Below are 15,712 nucleotides of genomic sequence, written 5' to 3'. Positions count from 1 at the left end.
GATTCCCCAGCCGTCCCTCTACGTCGCGCTCCGTCGACTTCGGTCTCGGACCGGCGCTTGGGTCTGCGATGCGAGGTGGAGCGGCGACGGGTACGGCGGGGCCGATCCGGCTGGTGTACGGGCCCGACGCCTCCGGCTGTCGGCTGGTGCTGGCCGCGGACGGCAGGCGCACCCCGCCCGTGTGGACGGGTCTGACGACCCTGGACGACAGCGCCGAGGCCATGGCTGACGCACGGGCCCACCGGCGGCGTTGGCGGGCCTGGCTGTACTGGAGCAACGTGCTGCAGTTCCTGGACATCTGAACGGCGCAGTGTCGTGCCCCTTGGAGCCAAGGGGCACGACACCTCAACATGCCCAGCTGACCTGCGGATACTCACCTTCACGACCTTCCATTGATCACTGTTGTTTTTCAGCACCTTGTGCAACGCACGTGCAAGATCATCTTGAATGATTGACGACACGCCAGAGATGTCTGAGTATCAGTCAGCCTTTACGGAGAGTTGTCGCCGAAGTGGCCTCGCAACGTCCGATGTCGGTCGTGTCACGCCGACCGCGTCTGGACGACCATCGGCACCCACATCGAAGACCCGGCAAGCCACAGCGGGCGCGGTTGCGTGTTGGCCGCGACGCGACCGGAGCTTCATCACCCAGCACATCCTGTACCCGGCCGAGCGCGGCTCGTCCCCCATACTCGACCTGCTCGTCGACACACATTTCCTGCAGTCCTGGTCCTACGGCCCCAACCCCGAAAACGTGCAGTGGGAGTTCGCGCTACCGAATCCACTCCCCTGCAACCAAGGAGCAAGCAGCAGAGGCTGTGCTGGCACCCCCACCTCTGGGGCTCTCGATTCAGTCTGAGCAGCGATACGGAGGGCCGGGCCGACGCCGAACGTGCCTCGATCAAGCGAGTTCCGGGGAATCCACACAGCGCACTCAGGCCGAAGAGGAGCAGCGTCGGACACCACGCGTGTCCTCCGGGATCAACTCCCCCGCAGGGACTGGTTAGCCGCTGCCCGGGCGGAGACCCGCTCGTGCCGACTGTCGCGGGCCTCGACCTGGTGCGACCGCACCAGACATCAATGAAGCGGTCACGCACGCCTTGATGATGACGGCCGGGGCTCAGTTTCGGAACAGTGCGTCGATCCAGGCGTCGCCAGGTGGCGGCACGAAGAAGTACCCGCCCCCAGTGGTGAGGATGTACTTGGCCATGGCCTCACCCTCCAAACGTTTCTGTACGGCTTCGAAGCCCTGCTCCAGGTCCCGCTGGAAGCAGGAGAAGATCAGCCCCTTGTCGCCGTCACCCCGGTCGTAGCTGTAGCTGCGCCGTACAAGTGGCGGCGGGTTCCGCCGGTCCGGAGCCGCCATACGCACATGCGCGTCGAGGGGTGTAGCCCTGCCCGCAGGGTCGGCGTCAAAGTTGGGCTGCTCACCGGACGGCGTACCGTCAAGCCAACGGCCGTCGCGCCGACGCCCCATGATGCGCTCCTGCTCGCCGACCGAGTCCTTGTCCCACAGCTCGGTGGCGAACCGCACGATCCGCACCACTTGATAGCTGCCGCCCACGGCCCAGTCGGGCTCGCCCTGCCCGCTGCGCACGACGGCCCGATCGGCCGTCTCCCGCTCGGTGCCCGGGTTCCCGAATCCTTCGGTGAAGTGGAACGGATTACGGGCAAGCCCCTTGCCCCCCTCGACCCGGTTCCCGGCCCGGAACCCGTCGACCTTCCATCGCACGCGCCATCCGGCGGCGTCCCGCACCACCCGTTCGGCAGCCTCCCGCACCGCCCTCTCGCCAGGTGCGGCCACCTGCACGAGCACGTCCCCATGCGACTGGGCATCGTCAAGCAGATCCCCAGCGAACGACGGCATCTCCCGCAGCTGACGAGGCCGTTGCGCACCTTCCGCGAAGACACGGCTCCCCAACGCCACCCAGGCATCAACACCGTCCCCGTCAACCGCCACAACCGACTGCTGCAACCGAGCCACGGCAGCCTTCGTCACCCGGGGCTCCTGCCCAGACAGATCCAGGGCCATGACTCGCACACAAGCGGGGGGCAACACGCCCCGCAGAGAAGCCAACGAACCCGCGGAATCAACCGTTGAAGAATGGAAGGGCAAAGCATTCGCCGCAATCACACCAGCCCCTCCCGCGGCTACCACAGTTGCGCCCAGCAGTATGCCTCTTCTACTTCTCACGCCCACATCCCCACTCCAGGGCTCTCGAACCTTGAGCACCAGACCCAGAACACCACATTACATTCACGCCGAGCCACGAAACTATAGGAAGACCCACCCCTAATCCCGGTCATACGCCCATCAGTTGAGCGAGGAAATCTGCACGAGAGGCTCCGCACCTTTGCCCGACGTGAGCCCCGTCCTGGCAAAGCGGGTAAAGCGCACCAAACAAACCGGCCTCGTCGCCGCCTACACCCAGACAACTCACCGCCGCTGCATACTGGTCCGGCGCCCGTCAGACTGATCGGGCATGGCCGCGCTCGACGAGGCAGTCCTGGCAAAGATTGCAAGTGCTTCACCGCTCCCACGCCGGGGTGGAAGACCGGGTACGCACCAACAAGGCCATGGGGCTGGGCAACCTGCCCTCCGCCTCCTGGGAGGTCAACCGCGGCTGGATGCTCGCCGCGAACCTCGCCGCCGATCTCGACTCATGGCTGCGACTACCGGCCCTGCACGACATCGACGACCTGGCCGACGCCGAACCGGACACCATGCGCTTCCGCCTCTACCACCTGCCCGCCCGCCTCGCCGACCACGCCCGCCCTCGTCGGCTGCGGATCAAGCGGACCTGGCCCTGGGCGAAGGCGTTCACCACCTGCTGGCACCGGCTGACCGCTCTGCCCGCTGCGACCTGACCACCGGACCACCAGCCCCGATGAGACAAGGAAGGGAGCAAACCCGCACGACCTCCGGGTGCCGTGGAACCCCGGCGCGGCCGCAGCGACACGCGAAGGCCCCGTCCGCAACCACGTGGGACAAACAGGGCGAACCGATCGCCCGGCCAGGCACTCACGGCCACTGAAGAATCGAGGCTAAATTACCGCTCCCCCACACCAGGAGTTCCCCAATTTATGGAACTCGGGAATCAAAGAGGTTTAGACTCTGCACGCATTAACCGAAACACTCATCCCCGATCTCTCAATTATCTCACCCAAAAGGGAGACCTCCACTCCGGTTCCTCGGTACCCACCTCCAGCGAGCTCCTTTGCTGCGGACTGCGCTTCCCGGATCGACATCCCGAAAACGTGCCGAAACGCCTTGAGTACCGCCCCCCCGACCCTGGTCCCAGCTTCAAGGGTCAGGCAGTAGTGACCATGCTCTTCAAGAAGAGCATGACGGATCCATTCGGGAGACGGCCCCCAACCTTCATCATGCATAATTCCACATACGTCACAATCCCATTCGACCTCCCAGCCCAATTTCCCCTCTCGAACCGATTGCACCGCCCACCCCTCAATATCCTCATGACATTCAGCGCACCCAGACTGGAGCCGTACTACCTGTTCTTTCATTCCCAACCTCGCATTGATTCATATCTCGCAACCGTCTCGTAGAACTTCTCAGACAACCCGGACCGATCCCGGGGATGATGACGCCCGGCCGAGATGCCACGTGCGAACCATCGATGGTGCAGCTCTTCGTGAACCAACGTATTACGCAGATCCGCTCGACTGGAGAACCTCTTCCATCCAACTTGAGTTCCCACGCCAGGTTTCGCAATTCCAGTACTCACCCAAGGGCTGTATTGCGGGGTATACGTGAAACGCAAATTTGGGAAATCCTCTTTTATAATTGCATTGATTGCCCGATTTCTCGCTCTCGCAGACTTACCTGTCAGATGACTAAGATCACTTGTCCAGACGTTCCCTTCCCCTTGGAACTCATATCTGGCACGCCCCCCAAGTTTGGCACCGAGACCAGCTCCGATCATCCCGAAGGCACAACCCATGGCCGCGGCACGACCGACCTGGCCCCAGTCAACCTTGCGGCCAGCCAAGCGCTGCATCCCCCAGTCCAGCGCACCGTCAGTAAGGCCTCCGACAGCGCATCCGACGAGAAGAGGGTTGTTGCCGGTGGGGTCGGTGTAGGTGGTGGGTGAGGACAGTGCGTATTGGTAGAGGTTGGTGCCGCCGGCCTGGCCGATGGGGTCCTGGGAGATGAAGCGGCCGGTTTCGGGGTCGTAGTAGCGGTTGCGGTAGTAGAGGAGGCCTGTGCCGTCGTTTTCGCGGCCGGTGAAGGTGTACGGGTTGGAGGAGGCGGCTCCGGAGACGGTGGGCTGGCCGTTGGGATCGTAGGCGTATTTCGTGGCGATGGTGCCGTCGCTGTTGGCGAGGCCGATCACTGAGCCGAGTGCGTCGGTCAGGTAGATCTGGGTGGTGCCGTTCTCGGTTCGGGTGAGGAATTCGTCCAGCCCGGAGGTGGCCACGGTCGCGGTGGTGTCGCCTGAACTGTTCTGTTCGAGCAGCGGGTTGCTGCCGTCGGTGAGGAATTTATTCGTTGTTCCGCCGACGGTTCTGGTGCTGCGAGTGCCGAGGGCGTCGTATCCGAAGGTGCTGTTCTGTCCGGCCTTGGTCAGACCGGAGAGCTGGCCGCGGGCGTTCCAGGTGTAGTCGCGGATGCCGTCGGTCGCGAGCTGGCCGTCGTCGTCGTAGGTGAAGGAGCGGCCACCAAAGGTGGTGATGCGGTTGTCCTTGTCGAAGACGGTGCCGTCCTCGGCGGCCGGCAGTGCGACGTTCGCGAGGGAGCCGGTCAGGCGGGTCTGCAGGCCGCGTTCGTCGCGGGTGTAGTTGAGGTCGCCGATGCTGCTGGTGCCCTGGGCGTAGGTGATGGATTTGATGGTGCCGGTCGTGTCGTAGCCGGTGGTGCGGGTGATGCCGTTGGGCATCGTGGCGGTCGTTTCCCGGCCCACCGCGTCCAGGCCGAACCCGATTTCCTGGGTGCCGGATGTGACGGAGGTGAGGATGCTGGACTTGTCGAAGCCGTAGCTGGTCGTCTGGCCGCCTGCGGTCATTTCCTTGCGGCGGTCGGCGGCGTCGTAGTCGTAGCTGACGGTGCCGGTGGGGCCGGTCACTGTCTTGGGCCGTTCGTAGGTGTCGTAGGTGAAGGACTGGTTGCCGGCCTGGCTGTCGGTGATCTGCTTGAGCAGGTCGTGGCCGTCGTAGTCGTAGCTGACACTGGATTCGGCCTGGCCTGCGATGTCGACGCCGTACTGGGCGGTCTTGGCTCGGCCCAGGAGGTCGTAGGTGGCGATCGCGATCTTCCCGGAGCGGCTGGTCGCCTTCTTCAGCAGTCCGGCCGCGTCGTACTCGAACGTGGCCTGCGCACCCATGGCGTCGGTGGCCGACTCCGGGCGGTCCGCGTTGTCGTAGGCCCAGCTGACGGCGTTGTTCCGGGCATCGGTGAGGGTGGTGAGGTTCCCGTTTTCGTCGTAGTCGAAGCCGGTGCTCTGGCCGAGAGGGTCGGTGACCGTGCGGGGCTGGTTCAGCTCGTCATAGACGATCGTGGTGAGTGACCCGGCCGTGTCCGTCAGCGCGGACACCCTTCCGGCAGCATCGGTGAACTGGCTCGACACCCTGCCCTCAGCGTCCTTGACCGAGACCAGGTCGCCGTTGCTGTAGGTGTACTCCGTCACCGCATCGGCGTTGTCGGTGACGGTCTTGACCTGACCGTCTGGCTCGTAGGTGAGGGTGGTCTTGCGGCTCTCCGGGTCAGTGACCGTCTGCAGGTTCCCTTGGGCGTCGTAGTCGAAGACGGTGGGATTGCCCAGCGGGTCGGTTGCCTTGGTGGGCTGGTCGAAGGGCCCGTCAAAGGTGACCGTGCCCGAGGTACGCGCGTCGGCGGTTCCTGCCTGCTCGACGAATTGGGTCACATGGCCGTTGGCATCGTAGGTCAGCTCAGTACGTCGTCCGTACGGGTCGATGACGGCATCGATGCGATGGTTCGGGCCCCGCACGTACTCTGTTTTGCGCTCCAGCGACGACCCGTAGGCGGCAGTGTCCAGGACGCCGTACCCGGCCGCGTCGAACTCGACCCGGCGCACTGCGCCGCCCGGCTGAGTGACCTCGGTGGAGGTGATCTGGCCGGTGCCCGTCTGGGTGTAGGCGAAGGAGTACTTCGCACCTTCGGTGAGGACCTGCTCCTTGACCCGGCCTTCCGTGTCGAAGGTGTTGGTCATGTACGTGATGCCGCGAGCATCGGTAGCTGTTTTGATGCGGTTCGACGTGCCGTCGTAGGTGTAGCGGCTGACCTTGTCTGCCGGGTCGGTGACCGTCTCCAGCCGGCCCGCGGTGTCGTAGGTGTAGGAGGTGGTGCGGCCGGTGTTGTCCCGAGCCTCGCGCACCCGGTGCTGGGCGTCGTAGGCGAGGGAGATCCAGCGGCCTCCCGGTGTGGTGATACGGGTGATCTCGCCCTTGTTGCCAGAAAGTCGAGTCAACTTGAGCGCGTTGCCATGCCGGTCGCGGATCTCCTTCAGCGGCGAATACTGCGGGAAAACCCACACGCTGCCGTCGCGGAAGCGCAGTTCCCACCGGCTGTTGTTATTGAGGATCTTCGATCCGCGGAAGCCGGTGGGGGTGTCGAGCGGCTCGAAGACAGCATCTTCATAACCGGCACCCGGCGACGTGCGAGTGAAGTGGATCTTCTGTCCGCCGGGCAGATACAGGTCGACTTGTTCGTACTGTTTCTCGGAGTGCAGGAAGGCGTTGTAGGGCAGGTCGCGGCCTATGCCGAAGGCTCGCGGATGGGTGTCGCCCTGCCAGTAGGTCCGGTTCACCTCGGCCGAGCCAAGTGGGTCGGAGACGCCCAAATCGGTGCAGGACGCCAAGCCGAAGCGAGGAGGTGGCGGCCGGGCTGATCTGACCCTCGCCTGGGAGGACACCGAGAAGATCCGTGCCGAATTGCCAGACCGTTACAAGGCACTCGTCGACTGCGGTCGCGGCCTGGGTCTTCGTCAAGGAGAGATATTCGGCCTGTCTCCAGATGACATCGACTGGGCGCACCCGGACGGCACGATGGTGCACGTGCAACGGCAAGTAGTCCACGACGGCTCGTTCCTGGCATACGCCCTCCCCAAGGGTGGAAGCGACGAGGACCCGAAGGACCGGTGGGTCGAGCTGACCGACGACGTGGCCATCCCCCTGCGCGAGCACATGGAGAAGTACCCGCCGGTCGAGGTGACCCGACCGTGGGGCAGCAAAGGCGGCGACCCGGTCACGGTGCGGCTGATCTTCTACACCCGGGAGAAGACCGCCATTCAGTCGAATTGGTTCAACTCCTACCGCTGGAAGCCCGCCCTGGCGTCGGCCGGCCTCATCAAGCCCCTTGAGCCTGACGCGAAGGGACGACGCAGTCCCGCGACGTGATGATGCACGCGCTCCGACACCTGTACGCGTCGATGATGATCAACGGCGGGGTAGACGTGTACACGCTCGCGGACCGACTCGGACACGCCGATCCCGCGTTTACCCTGCGTAAATACGTGCACCGGGTCGTGGGAGCCGGTTCCAAGGTCCGCATCGCGGTCCGGAGCGCCTACACCAGGGCCGCGTGACTCCTGCTCCGTTCGGCTTGTGCAACAACCGTGCAAGATGATCTTCGAGAGGGGTCATTTGCACGCGTCAGAAGCTTTGTCTACATCTGACGGGCGGGGTGTCGTGCCCCTTGGAGGCACGGGGCACGACACCTCAACATGCCAGCTGACCTGCGAATATCTACCTTCACAGCTTTCCATTGATCACTGTTGTTTTTCAGCACCTTGTGCAACGCACGTGCAAGATGATCTTGACTGGTTGACGGTACGTCAGCCTTCGCGGAGGGTTGTCGCCGAAGTGGCCTCGCAACGTCCTATGTCGGTCGTGTCACGCCGACCGCGTCTGGTCGACGAGGTGAACCGCCATCTGCCCGACGTCTCCGGCCTCGCGACGCAGCCTGGGGTCCGGCCGCGCATCCGAGTCCTCCGGCTGACCACCTCGCCACGCAGAAGAGGACCCGCACCACGCGAGCGCGGGACCTCTGTCGTAGACGGGCGCCGTGTCGCGGGCTGAGCCTGCGCCCACCTCGTGGGAGCACCGCTCCACCCGCCTGATGTATTCCGCCGACATGGCCGCCTTCACTGCGCGCGAGCGTCGGTCGGCGGCCGCTGCCTGCTAACCCGGAGACTGCCGCTGAGTACGTGGCGCACTTGACCGTGAGCTTGTTCCGCTTTGACGGACACCATTGGTGTGGTGGTCAGGCTGCGAGTGCGATCGATGCCGGCGCCTGGGGCTTCGGAGAAGTCCTGGGCCCGTAGGCCGTGCTCGCCGTCCTCGAACAGGGCGAGAATCTGGCGGTATGCGGACAGCAGCGGCTGGGAGCCGCGCACGTGGGTGCGGTTGGACTCCGCTCCGCTACACCAAGACGGTCTGGGCCGAGATACAGCTGACCTCGTCCACCTGCTGTTATCTGACGCTGTTGCCAGCCGCAGGGTTCGGGATCGGCGACGCCCCCGCGCGGCACAACGGCAACGTTCCTGTCCCCGCCCCTGGCTCCAGCGCGAGCACGAACTCGCCATGACGAGACAGCGGCGGTGCATACTGGAAGCCGTTCTCGGTGCGGGTGATCACGATGCTGCCCGCGCAGCAGCGACTCGTGGAACGGCCACGGGCCATGGCCTTGGAGAGGTGCCCCTCGGGTGGCGGCGGAGAGCTCGCCTCGTGGCAGTGGACCGACAGCTGCGTGCAGGCGATGTGTGCGTCGGGTGCCGCCGCCCGTACGCCTTCGATGATTTCCGGTCGCGGGTTGGCGGTTCGGCCGCTCGTTCCCATCGAGAAGATCACCATGCGCGGGTCGACCGCGGACGTGAGTGAGCGGGCGAACTCCACCGGATTCATAGCCCCGGGGAGGCCGCCGTGATGCGGGAAGACGAGAACATCCGCGCAGAGTTGCTGACTCCGGCGATCCAAGATGTCCCGCAAGCCGACGCCGTCGATGTCACTGGCGAGGAGCACGGCCGCCGCGCCGTCGAGATGGATCCGGATGACGGCGGACATGGTGTTGCTCGTCACCGTGCCGAACCGGGCATCGCGCGTGCGCGGACCCGAGAGCGCCATCAGCGATCGAGGATGACACACTTCGAGCTCCGCCCGGCCCACCCGAATGGGAAGGCCCGTATCCGTAGATACTGGAAGGATGCCGGTGGTGCGTTTGTCGTCCGCCACGAGCTGCAGGGTTTCCTGCAAGTGCCGCCACGCCAGCGTGTCCTTGGACGCGTCGGTGTTGACCCGGACACGGCCGAGCGACCACTGCGGGTCCAGGAGGAGCCTGTTCATTCCCGCGATGTGATCGTTGTCGACGTGCGAGACGATGACTTCCTCGAGGTCCGTGCAGCCGAGTCTTTCGAGTTCGGCGTGTGTGGTGTCGTCCGCGGCGTCGACAACCGCGCACCGTTGCCCGTCGCGGACGATGGCGGAGTTGCCATGACCAACATCCAGGATCGTGACCGCGAGTTCGTCCTCGGAAGATGCGCTCTGACGGGGGAGAAAGGGAACGGTCACAGGGCGCGGATTTCCTCGGACAGTTGGGGGGCCAGGGAGATGTGTGCGAAGCAAAGGTCCTCAGCCCGAGGGGCGTAGCAGTTGACCTCGGCCCGCAACCAGGTGCCGGGCAGCAGGGCGTCGGCGGGAATCCCGGTGTCCTCCTCGAAGCGCAGCAGCGGCAGTTGCGCCACCTGCGTCAGGCTCCAGCCACTGACCAGCACTTCGGCGTATGGTGCTTCACCTGCCGGGTGCACGGCGAGGACCTCGATCGGGGTGCGGAACCGGCTCCGCTCCCGTGACCACCTGCCGGCCGCCTCTTCGAGAGCGTATCTGACAGCGTCGAGGACTTCCTCGTCGTCGGCCTGTTTGGGTAAGACTGCGGGGATGTCGGCCCGCCATCGGTGGATGGATGATGCCTCGTGGGTGCCTACATGCGAACTCATGACGATGGCCGGGAGCTTGTGAGGGCGGCTGTTGGCGCGGGCGGCGAGCTCCGCTCCCGTGAATGCGACCGTCCAACTGTTGCGCAACTGGTGGTCGCAGACGAGTACGTCCAGAGGGGGGAGTGACGACAGATACTCCTCCGCCGTGGCGCGGGGACGCGGCCGGGGCATAATCAGAGCCTGCATGTCGAAGTCTTCGAAGAGTCGGCCTAGGGCTTCTGCGTCGGCCTTCACATCGTCCACGATGCCGACCCTGTGGACATCCTCAAAGCGCAGAGACATCGTCACTCCTCCCGTTCGTCGTACGTGGCCCCGGTGGCGAGAGCCGACGTCGTCGAGGCAGGCAACTCGACCAGTAGCCGGGCTCCTCCCAGAGGGCCGTTTCTGAAAGCTTTCTGGCGTCCCGACATGTCGCCAACCGTGTCACGGACGATGGTCAGACCCAACCCTGTCCCACCGTCTCGGGTGGTGAACCCGGGAACCCAAATCTCATCGGTCGAGGCGTCCTGGATGCCTGGGCCCGAGTCATCCACGGTTAGGCGAATCCACGGAGCGTCCTTATCGACGAAGGAGCGTGTCGCGAGGTGGATCCTGCGCTCCAGGCCGCCGTCCGTACGCGTCAGCGCGTGGATGGAGTTGACGAGCAGATTGGACACGATGGATTCGACCGCAGCCTCGTAGGTTCGTACGCGAAGGTTTTGGCCATCGAGATCATGGGTGACGTGAATGCAGCGGTCACTGAGGAAGTTGTGGAACAGGCGCAGTGTGGCCAGGCACACCTCGTCGATGTCCACGTATGTCAGATCGCGCTTCTTTCGGACAAGGAGTTCCAGGGGGAGCTTCGCAAAGATTTGCAAGGTGCGGGCCCCGTCCATGATGGCACTCAGCGACGGTTTGTAGCGGTCGTCGACGGTTACCGGATCGATGTCCCGACGCACCCTCCGGTCGACCGTGCGCGCTTCCTGGAGGATGCGATCAGCGGGCTGCTGCGCCTCGTGGGCAAACACGGAGGTACTCGTTCCCACAGTGGCAAGGGCCCGGTAGAGGAGCAACTCGGATTGAAGATCCTTGATCTCTCGCAGACGCTGGTCCGCGAGGTGCTGCGAGGTGGTCAAGATACGTTGAACCGACTCGCGGTCAAGGCCGCCATCCAGGCGACCCTGGTTGTCCGCGAGTTGCTCTTCAAGGGCCTTCTTAGCTTCGGTGTAGTCGGCCTCGGCATCGGCCGTTTGCGCCTTCGCACGCTTGCGTTGTACTTGTCGCTCGGCTTCGCGAATCTGACGACGGCGCTGTGATGCCCATTCGATCGCGGACCGGGCGAACTCACGTAGTTCACCGAAGGCGGCGTTCTGGACAAACCCGCTGCGGTCCGTCTTCGGCTGGAGGCGATCTTCCGGGTCGTTGACGACCAGTGCACCTACGGAGTTGTTTGTGTAGGGCCGGAATTCGGAGAGCACAGCACGACGGACGTTGATGCTCAGCCAGTCATCGTCAGGATCCCCATAGGGCTGGACTCGCAGCCCATGGTGATAGAGGTGCACACCGCCGACGTCGGCAAGCCAGTTTTTGATTTCCGGTGTTGGCTGGATTGAGTCACGCAGGGAGACCGAATGTCTCGGGTTGAGGTTGAACATCCACAGGTCGAACTTGGCCGCAGGGGCACTGGTGAAAAGGCGCTGGCCGCCTGTGTCGGTCGTTTGGCGTCGGCCTCCGGCGGCCGCGGAGCGAAGGTCGCTCGCCGTTGCAGTGCCGATCAGATTCCCCTGATGGTCCCTGAGTTCCGCCGACTGGCTGCCATCCTCACCGAGCCTTCCCGACAAGTGGAACTCGGCCCACTGCAGGTGTTCATCCGTCACGGCCGAGGTGAGGTCCTCATGCCCGAACGCCGTGGGGTTCCAAAGAACTTTGAAGGTCGACTCGGCCTGGAAGGGGCCCGTGAGCAGCGTGAGCGAGCGCATCAGCCGGTCGACATCGGCGACACTCAGCCCCTGCCGGAGATCGTGTATCTCGATACGAGTCCCCACGCGGGCGTGAGGCGGGGCGTCGCGGAGTTCAAGCGCTACGTCCTCCACCGCGTGAGCGGAGTCGAGTTCGTCCCAGTCGATACCCAGGGTGTACTGCACCCCTAGGGTCGCCTCGGATCGTGTCGTGACCTTCACACGGCGGCCCAGACGAAGCGCCGCCAGACGCCCGAGACCCTTCTCGCCGACCCGCCGCCTTTCACCGCTGCGGGTGAACGGCGACGATGACTTCCTGGAACTGCCGATGAGCAGGAAGTCGGAGGTGAGCTCGGCATCGGTCATCCCGTGTCCGTCGTCCGAAACGATGATCGAGCCGCCAGGGCGCCCGGAGTCGACCAACTCGATGCTGCACTCAGTGGCGTCGGCGTCGTACGCGTTGCGTACCAACTCCATGATCCCCATGTCTGGATGCGGAACGAGTTCTTCACCCAGACGCGTGAGGATCTTGGGCGCGAAGCGCAGATGATGCCTGGCCAACCGGCGCCGCCTCTCGTGAGCAGTGGGCTCCCAGCATGCTAACTGCATAGAGAGCCTGCAAGTGAAGTATTCTGACGTTCAGTCACAATAGTACGCTCAGGTCGCAGAGACCGCTGAAGCTGCTTGGGCACAGACTAATCCTTTTCCATCTTGATCAGGTGGCGAGTTCGTGGGCGACGACGGCACGGACGACGGCGGTGATCCGGGTGGTGCTGCAATGGAGCTTCCGCAGGAGCCTCCAGCATTTGAGGGTGGCCATGACGCGTTTCGCCGAGGCTGCGGATCTTGGCGTGATCTCGGTTGTGACGCCGGTGCCAGCCGCGCAGGCCTTTACCCCGGAACGGAACGCGGACAGCAGGACCGGCGCCCTGATTCGCTTTGTCCGCCCACCACTTGATGGCATCGGTGGCAAGAGCGGCAGGAGTACCGTGGGTCCGGGCCGTGGCCAGATCGTGCACGGCTCCGGACAGCGCGTCCGAGACCCAGATCAGACGGCCGGCTGGATCCGCGAGGACCTGCACGTTCATTCCGTGGTGCTTCTTCTTCCCCGAGTAGTACGGGCGGTCGGCGGCGATTCGGTCGATCGGCAGCAACGTGCCGTCAGGATCACGTACGCCTTCTTGCGCACGGTCTCCATGGCTTGTTCCAGCGTGGGCGCGAGTGCGGACAGGAGGTCGACGGCCTCGCGGATGTAGCGGTAGACCGTCGCGACCCCGACGCGGAAACCCGCTGCGAGGCGGGCGTAGGCGTCACCGCAGCGCAGGTGGGCAAGAACCAGCAGGGCCTGTCGGCCGCAGGTCAGTCCCCCTGATCCCTTGCGGGTACGCCTTGCTGGCGTGAAAACATGATCGTGGTGCCTGCCCGCCGACCCCGATATCTCGTTGGGACGTTGAGCCCGTAGGTCAGTCTGGCGCCGGGATCGCAGAGGGGCCACGCACTGCTGCCTTCGAGCACGCCGGTCAGATTCTCGCTCCCCCAGCGGTCCCACGGGCAGGCACCGTTCTGTTCGCGGACACGAGGACTGAGGGGAGCTGTCCATGGCCGAGGACCGTGAGGACGTCGAGGAGATCGAGCAGGCTGCCGAGCTGGTGGAACGCGTCGCCGCGATCGATATCGCCAAGGCGTCCGGGATGGTCTGCCTGCGGGTGCCGCACGAGGACAAGCCCGGCAAGCGCGTCCAGCGGGTCTTCAACACCGTCGCGACATCCGGCGCGATCCTGGAACTGGCCAACCACCTGATCTGCCAGGGCATCACCCGCGTGGTCATGGAGGCCACCTCGACATACTGGAAGCCGTACTTCTTCCTCCTCGAATCCCGCGGTCTGGAGCGCCGGCTGGTCAACGCGCGTGACGTGAAGAACGTCCCCGGCCGGCCCAAGACCGACCGTCTGGACGCGGTCTGGCCGGCCAAACTCACCGAACGCGGCATGCTCAGAACCTCCTTCGTACCCCCGAAACCCATCCGCGAACTCCGCGACCTCACCCGGGCCCGCGCGGTCATGACACACGAACGCACCCGCCACAAGCAGCGAACCGAGAAACTCCTCGAAGACGCCCAGATCAAACTCTCCACCGTGATCGCCGACATCTTCGACGTCTTTGGCCGGGCGATGCTCGAAGCCCTCATCGCCGGGGAACGCAGCCCCAAGGCCCTCGCGGACCTGGCCCACGGCACCATCAAGGCCAGCCACGCCGCCCTGGCCGAATCGCTGACCGGCCGCTTCGAAGAACACCACGCCTTCATGTGCCGGATGCTGCTGGACACCATCGACTACCTCACCGTGCAGATCGACAAGCTCACCGCCCGCATCCACCCTGCGCCTGGCCGAGCTGTCCACCACCGAGGACGACGAGGGCCCCGGACAGGGCACCCTCATACCGATCACCGACACCGAACGCCTCGACGAAATCCCCGGCATCGGACCGGGCACCGCGCAGGTGATCCTCGCCGAGACCGGCCTGGACATGAGCGTCTTCCCCACCGCCGGGCACCTGGTCTCCTGGGCGAAACTCTCCCCACGCACCATCCAGTCCGGCGGCAAGAACACCTCCGGACCCACCGGCAAGGGCAACCCCTGGCTCCGCGGGGCCCTCGGCGAGGCCGCGATCTCCGCCGCCCGCACCGACACCTTCCTCGGCGCCCGCTATCGCCGCATCGTCAAACGCCGCGGCCACATGAAAGCCCTGGTCGCCGTCGCCCGCTCCATCCTGGTCGCCGTATGGCACCTCATGAGCGACCCCACCGCCCGCTACCGCGACCTCGGAGCCGACTTCCACACCCGCAACCTCGACCCCACCCGCAAGACCCGCGACCTCGTCCGTCAGCTCGCCGCCCTGGGCCACGACGTCACCCTCACCCCGGCCACCGCCTGACCGAACCCACCGAAGCACCCGCAAGCAGCCCCTCGACATCACCGACCAGGGGCTACCTCGCCGTACCCGTCTCACCCTGGAGTTTTCCGGTCAGACGCGTTGTATAGGAGTTCGGGAGTTGGCAGCGTGACAGGCACCGGTGCGAACTGCTCCATGTACCGTCGGATGGCCCGGGCCACGCTTGACGGCAGTGGCACGTCCCGGACCTTGCGGACCTGGGAAGCGCGAAACACAGTTTCGCCCGCACCATCTTGTCCTGCCGCCGGACGTGGACAGCTTCCTTGGGCATCCACGAGTAGTAGGGCACTCGCCCGAGTTCGCCCCGCGCCACCCTGAGGGTCTCGAATTCCGATTCGATGTCGAAGGCGTCCGGAGACAGCCCGAGCGCCCCCTTGGCGGAGCCCGAGACCTGCTCCGATCACGAGGATGATCCGGTATCGGTCCGGCACGGCCTCCCGTACCGCCAACACCCGTTCAGACGGCCACGCCTCAACCCTGCCGGGCGCGGCGGCCGGAGGACCGACCGTGCGTCGATCAGGCCATGGTGGGCACGCAGCGCTGCAAGGCGCCAGCTGACCGTTCATACCGCCGCGCCTGCCGGGCAGGTATGCTGCCCGGCAGGCGGCCACGACCGCCAACCGCTGAAGGGGCCTTCCGCTCACGCCGGAGACCTCGCTGGTAGGCCAAGCCGTCCTTCGACGCATCGTGCATCTGACCATGCCTGCCTTCAGAGCGGCGTGTGCGTGGGGCGCGCTGCTGTATGGAGTCAGAAGATGCCCCCTAGTACTCCAGCCGTAGATCGTGATCTTCATGCCCGTGTGGCTTGTCGCCGATAGTGGCTGGCCTGGGATCGGGCCTGGTGACGGCGCCGCCA

The 15,712-nt window shown here is 65.0% G+C and carries 10 protein-coding genes and 2 pseudogenes; 6 read left to right on the top strand and 6 right to left on the bottom strand.

What is annotated here, in order from left to right; genetic code table 11:
- Positions 1 to 68 precede the first annotated feature (68 nt).
- Complete coding sequence (locus tag ACZ3IC_RS08965) at positions 69 to 302, top strand: hypothetical protein (protein ID WP_467414082.1); 234 nt, start codon at positions 69 to 71, stop codon at positions 300 to 302.
- An 817-nt stretch (positions 303 to 1,119) separates the two neighbouring features.
- Here ACZ3IC_RS08965 and ACZ3IC_RS08960 read toward each other — a convergent pair.
- Complete coding sequence (locus ACZ3IC_RS08960) at positions 1,120 to 2,031, bottom strand: Dyp-type peroxidase (RefSeq protein ID WP_467414079.1); 912 nt, start codon at positions 2,029 to 2,031, stop codon at positions 1,120 to 1,122.
- A gap of 491 nt (positions 2,032 to 2,522) precedes the next feature.
- Here ACZ3IC_RS08960 and ACZ3IC_RS08955 point away from each other — a divergent pair, with 491 nt between their 5' ends.
- Positions 2,523 to 2,867 carry a transposase gene (locus tag ACZ3IC_RS08955; RefSeq protein ID WP_467414077.1) on the top strand — a complete coding sequence of 115 codons (345 nt, stop codon included), beginning with the start codon at positions 2,523 to 2,525 and terminating at the stop codon, positions 2,865 to 2,867.
- A 653-nt stretch (positions 2,868 to 3,520) separates the two neighbouring features.
- Here ACZ3IC_RS08955 and ACZ3IC_RS08950 read toward each other — a convergent pair.
- The gene (locus tag ACZ3IC_RS08950; protein WP_467414075.1) at positions 3,521 to 6,784 is read right to left on the bottom strand and encodes an RHS repeat-associated core domain-containing protein; all 3,264 of its coding nucleotides are present in this window, start codon (positions 6,782 to 6,784) and stop codon (positions 3,521 to 3,523) included.
- A gap of 37 nt (positions 6,785 to 6,821) precedes the next feature.
- On the opposite strand from ACZ3IC_RS08950, the gene ACZ3IC_RS08945 reads away from it, so the two are divergent.
- Positions 6,822 to 7,373, top strand: a complete 552-nt coding sequence (locus ACZ3IC_RS08945; RefSeq protein WP_467414073.1) for a hypothetical protein — start codon at positions 6,822 to 6,824, stop codon at positions 7,371 to 7,373.
- Positions 7,373 to 7,561 carry a tyrosine-type recombinase/integrase gene (locus tag ACZ3IC_RS08940; protein ID WP_302217024.1) on the top strand — a complete coding sequence of 63 codons (189 nt, stop codon included), beginning with the start codon at positions 7,373 to 7,375 and terminating at the stop codon, positions 7,559 to 7,561. Before ACZ3IC_RS08945 ends, ACZ3IC_RS08940 begins: the two co-directional genes overlap by 1 nt.
- An 886-nt stretch (positions 7,562 to 8,447) precedes the next feature.
- Here the strand turns inward: ACZ3IC_RS08940 and ACZ3IC_RS08935 are convergent.
- From ACZ3IC_RS08935 to ACZ3IC_RS08920, 4 genes and pseudogenes are all read right to left on the bottom strand, one after another.
- Positions 8,448 to 9,542: a ComEC/Rec2 family competence protein gene (locus ACZ3IC_RS08935; protein ID WP_467414069.1), complete on the bottom strand. Its 1,095-nt coding sequence runs from the start codon at positions 9,540 to 9,542 to the stop codon at positions 8,448 to 8,450.
- Positions 9,539 to 10,249: a response regulator gene (locus tag ACZ3IC_RS08930; RefSeq protein WP_467414068.1), complete on the bottom strand. Its 711-nt coding sequence runs from the start codon at positions 10,247 to 10,249 to the stop codon at positions 9,539 to 9,541. The genes ACZ3IC_RS08935 and ACZ3IC_RS08930 overlap by 4 nt, the downstream gene beginning before the upstream one ends.
- A 2-nt stretch (positions 10,250 to 10,251) precedes the next feature.
- Positions 10,252 to 12,465 carry a sensor histidine kinase gene (locus ACZ3IC_RS08925; RefSeq protein ID WP_467414065.1) on the bottom strand — a complete coding sequence of 738 codons (2,214 nt, stop codon included), beginning with the start codon at positions 12,463 to 12,465 and terminating at the stop codon, positions 10,252 to 10,254.
- A gap of 154 nt (positions 12,466 to 12,619) precedes the next feature.
- Positions 12,620 to 13,342, bottom strand: a pseudogene (locus tag ACZ3IC_RS08920) (transposase family protein).
- 160 nt (positions 13,343 to 13,502) lie between these two features.
- On the opposite strand from ACZ3IC_RS08920, the pseudogene ACZ3IC_RS08915 reads away from it, so the two are divergent.
- Positions 13,503 to 13,958, top strand: a pseudogene (locus ACZ3IC_RS08915) (IS110 family transposase); the annotation flags it as partial.
- 445 nt (positions 13,959 to 14,403) lie between these two features.
- Positions 14,404 to 14,838 (top strand): transposase, encoded by a 435-nt coding sequence (locus ACZ3IC_RS08910; RefSeq protein ID WP_467414063.1) that lies wholly within the window; start codon positions 14,404 to 14,406, stop codon positions 14,836 to 14,838.
- The last annotated feature ends 874 nt before the right edge of the window (positions 14,839 to 15,712 follow it).

The organism is Streptomyces sp. NPDC002958 (assembly GCF_055563255.1).
Note: the sequence above shows the minus strand (reverse complement) of the source record. Positions and strands in the feature narration are given on the sequence as shown.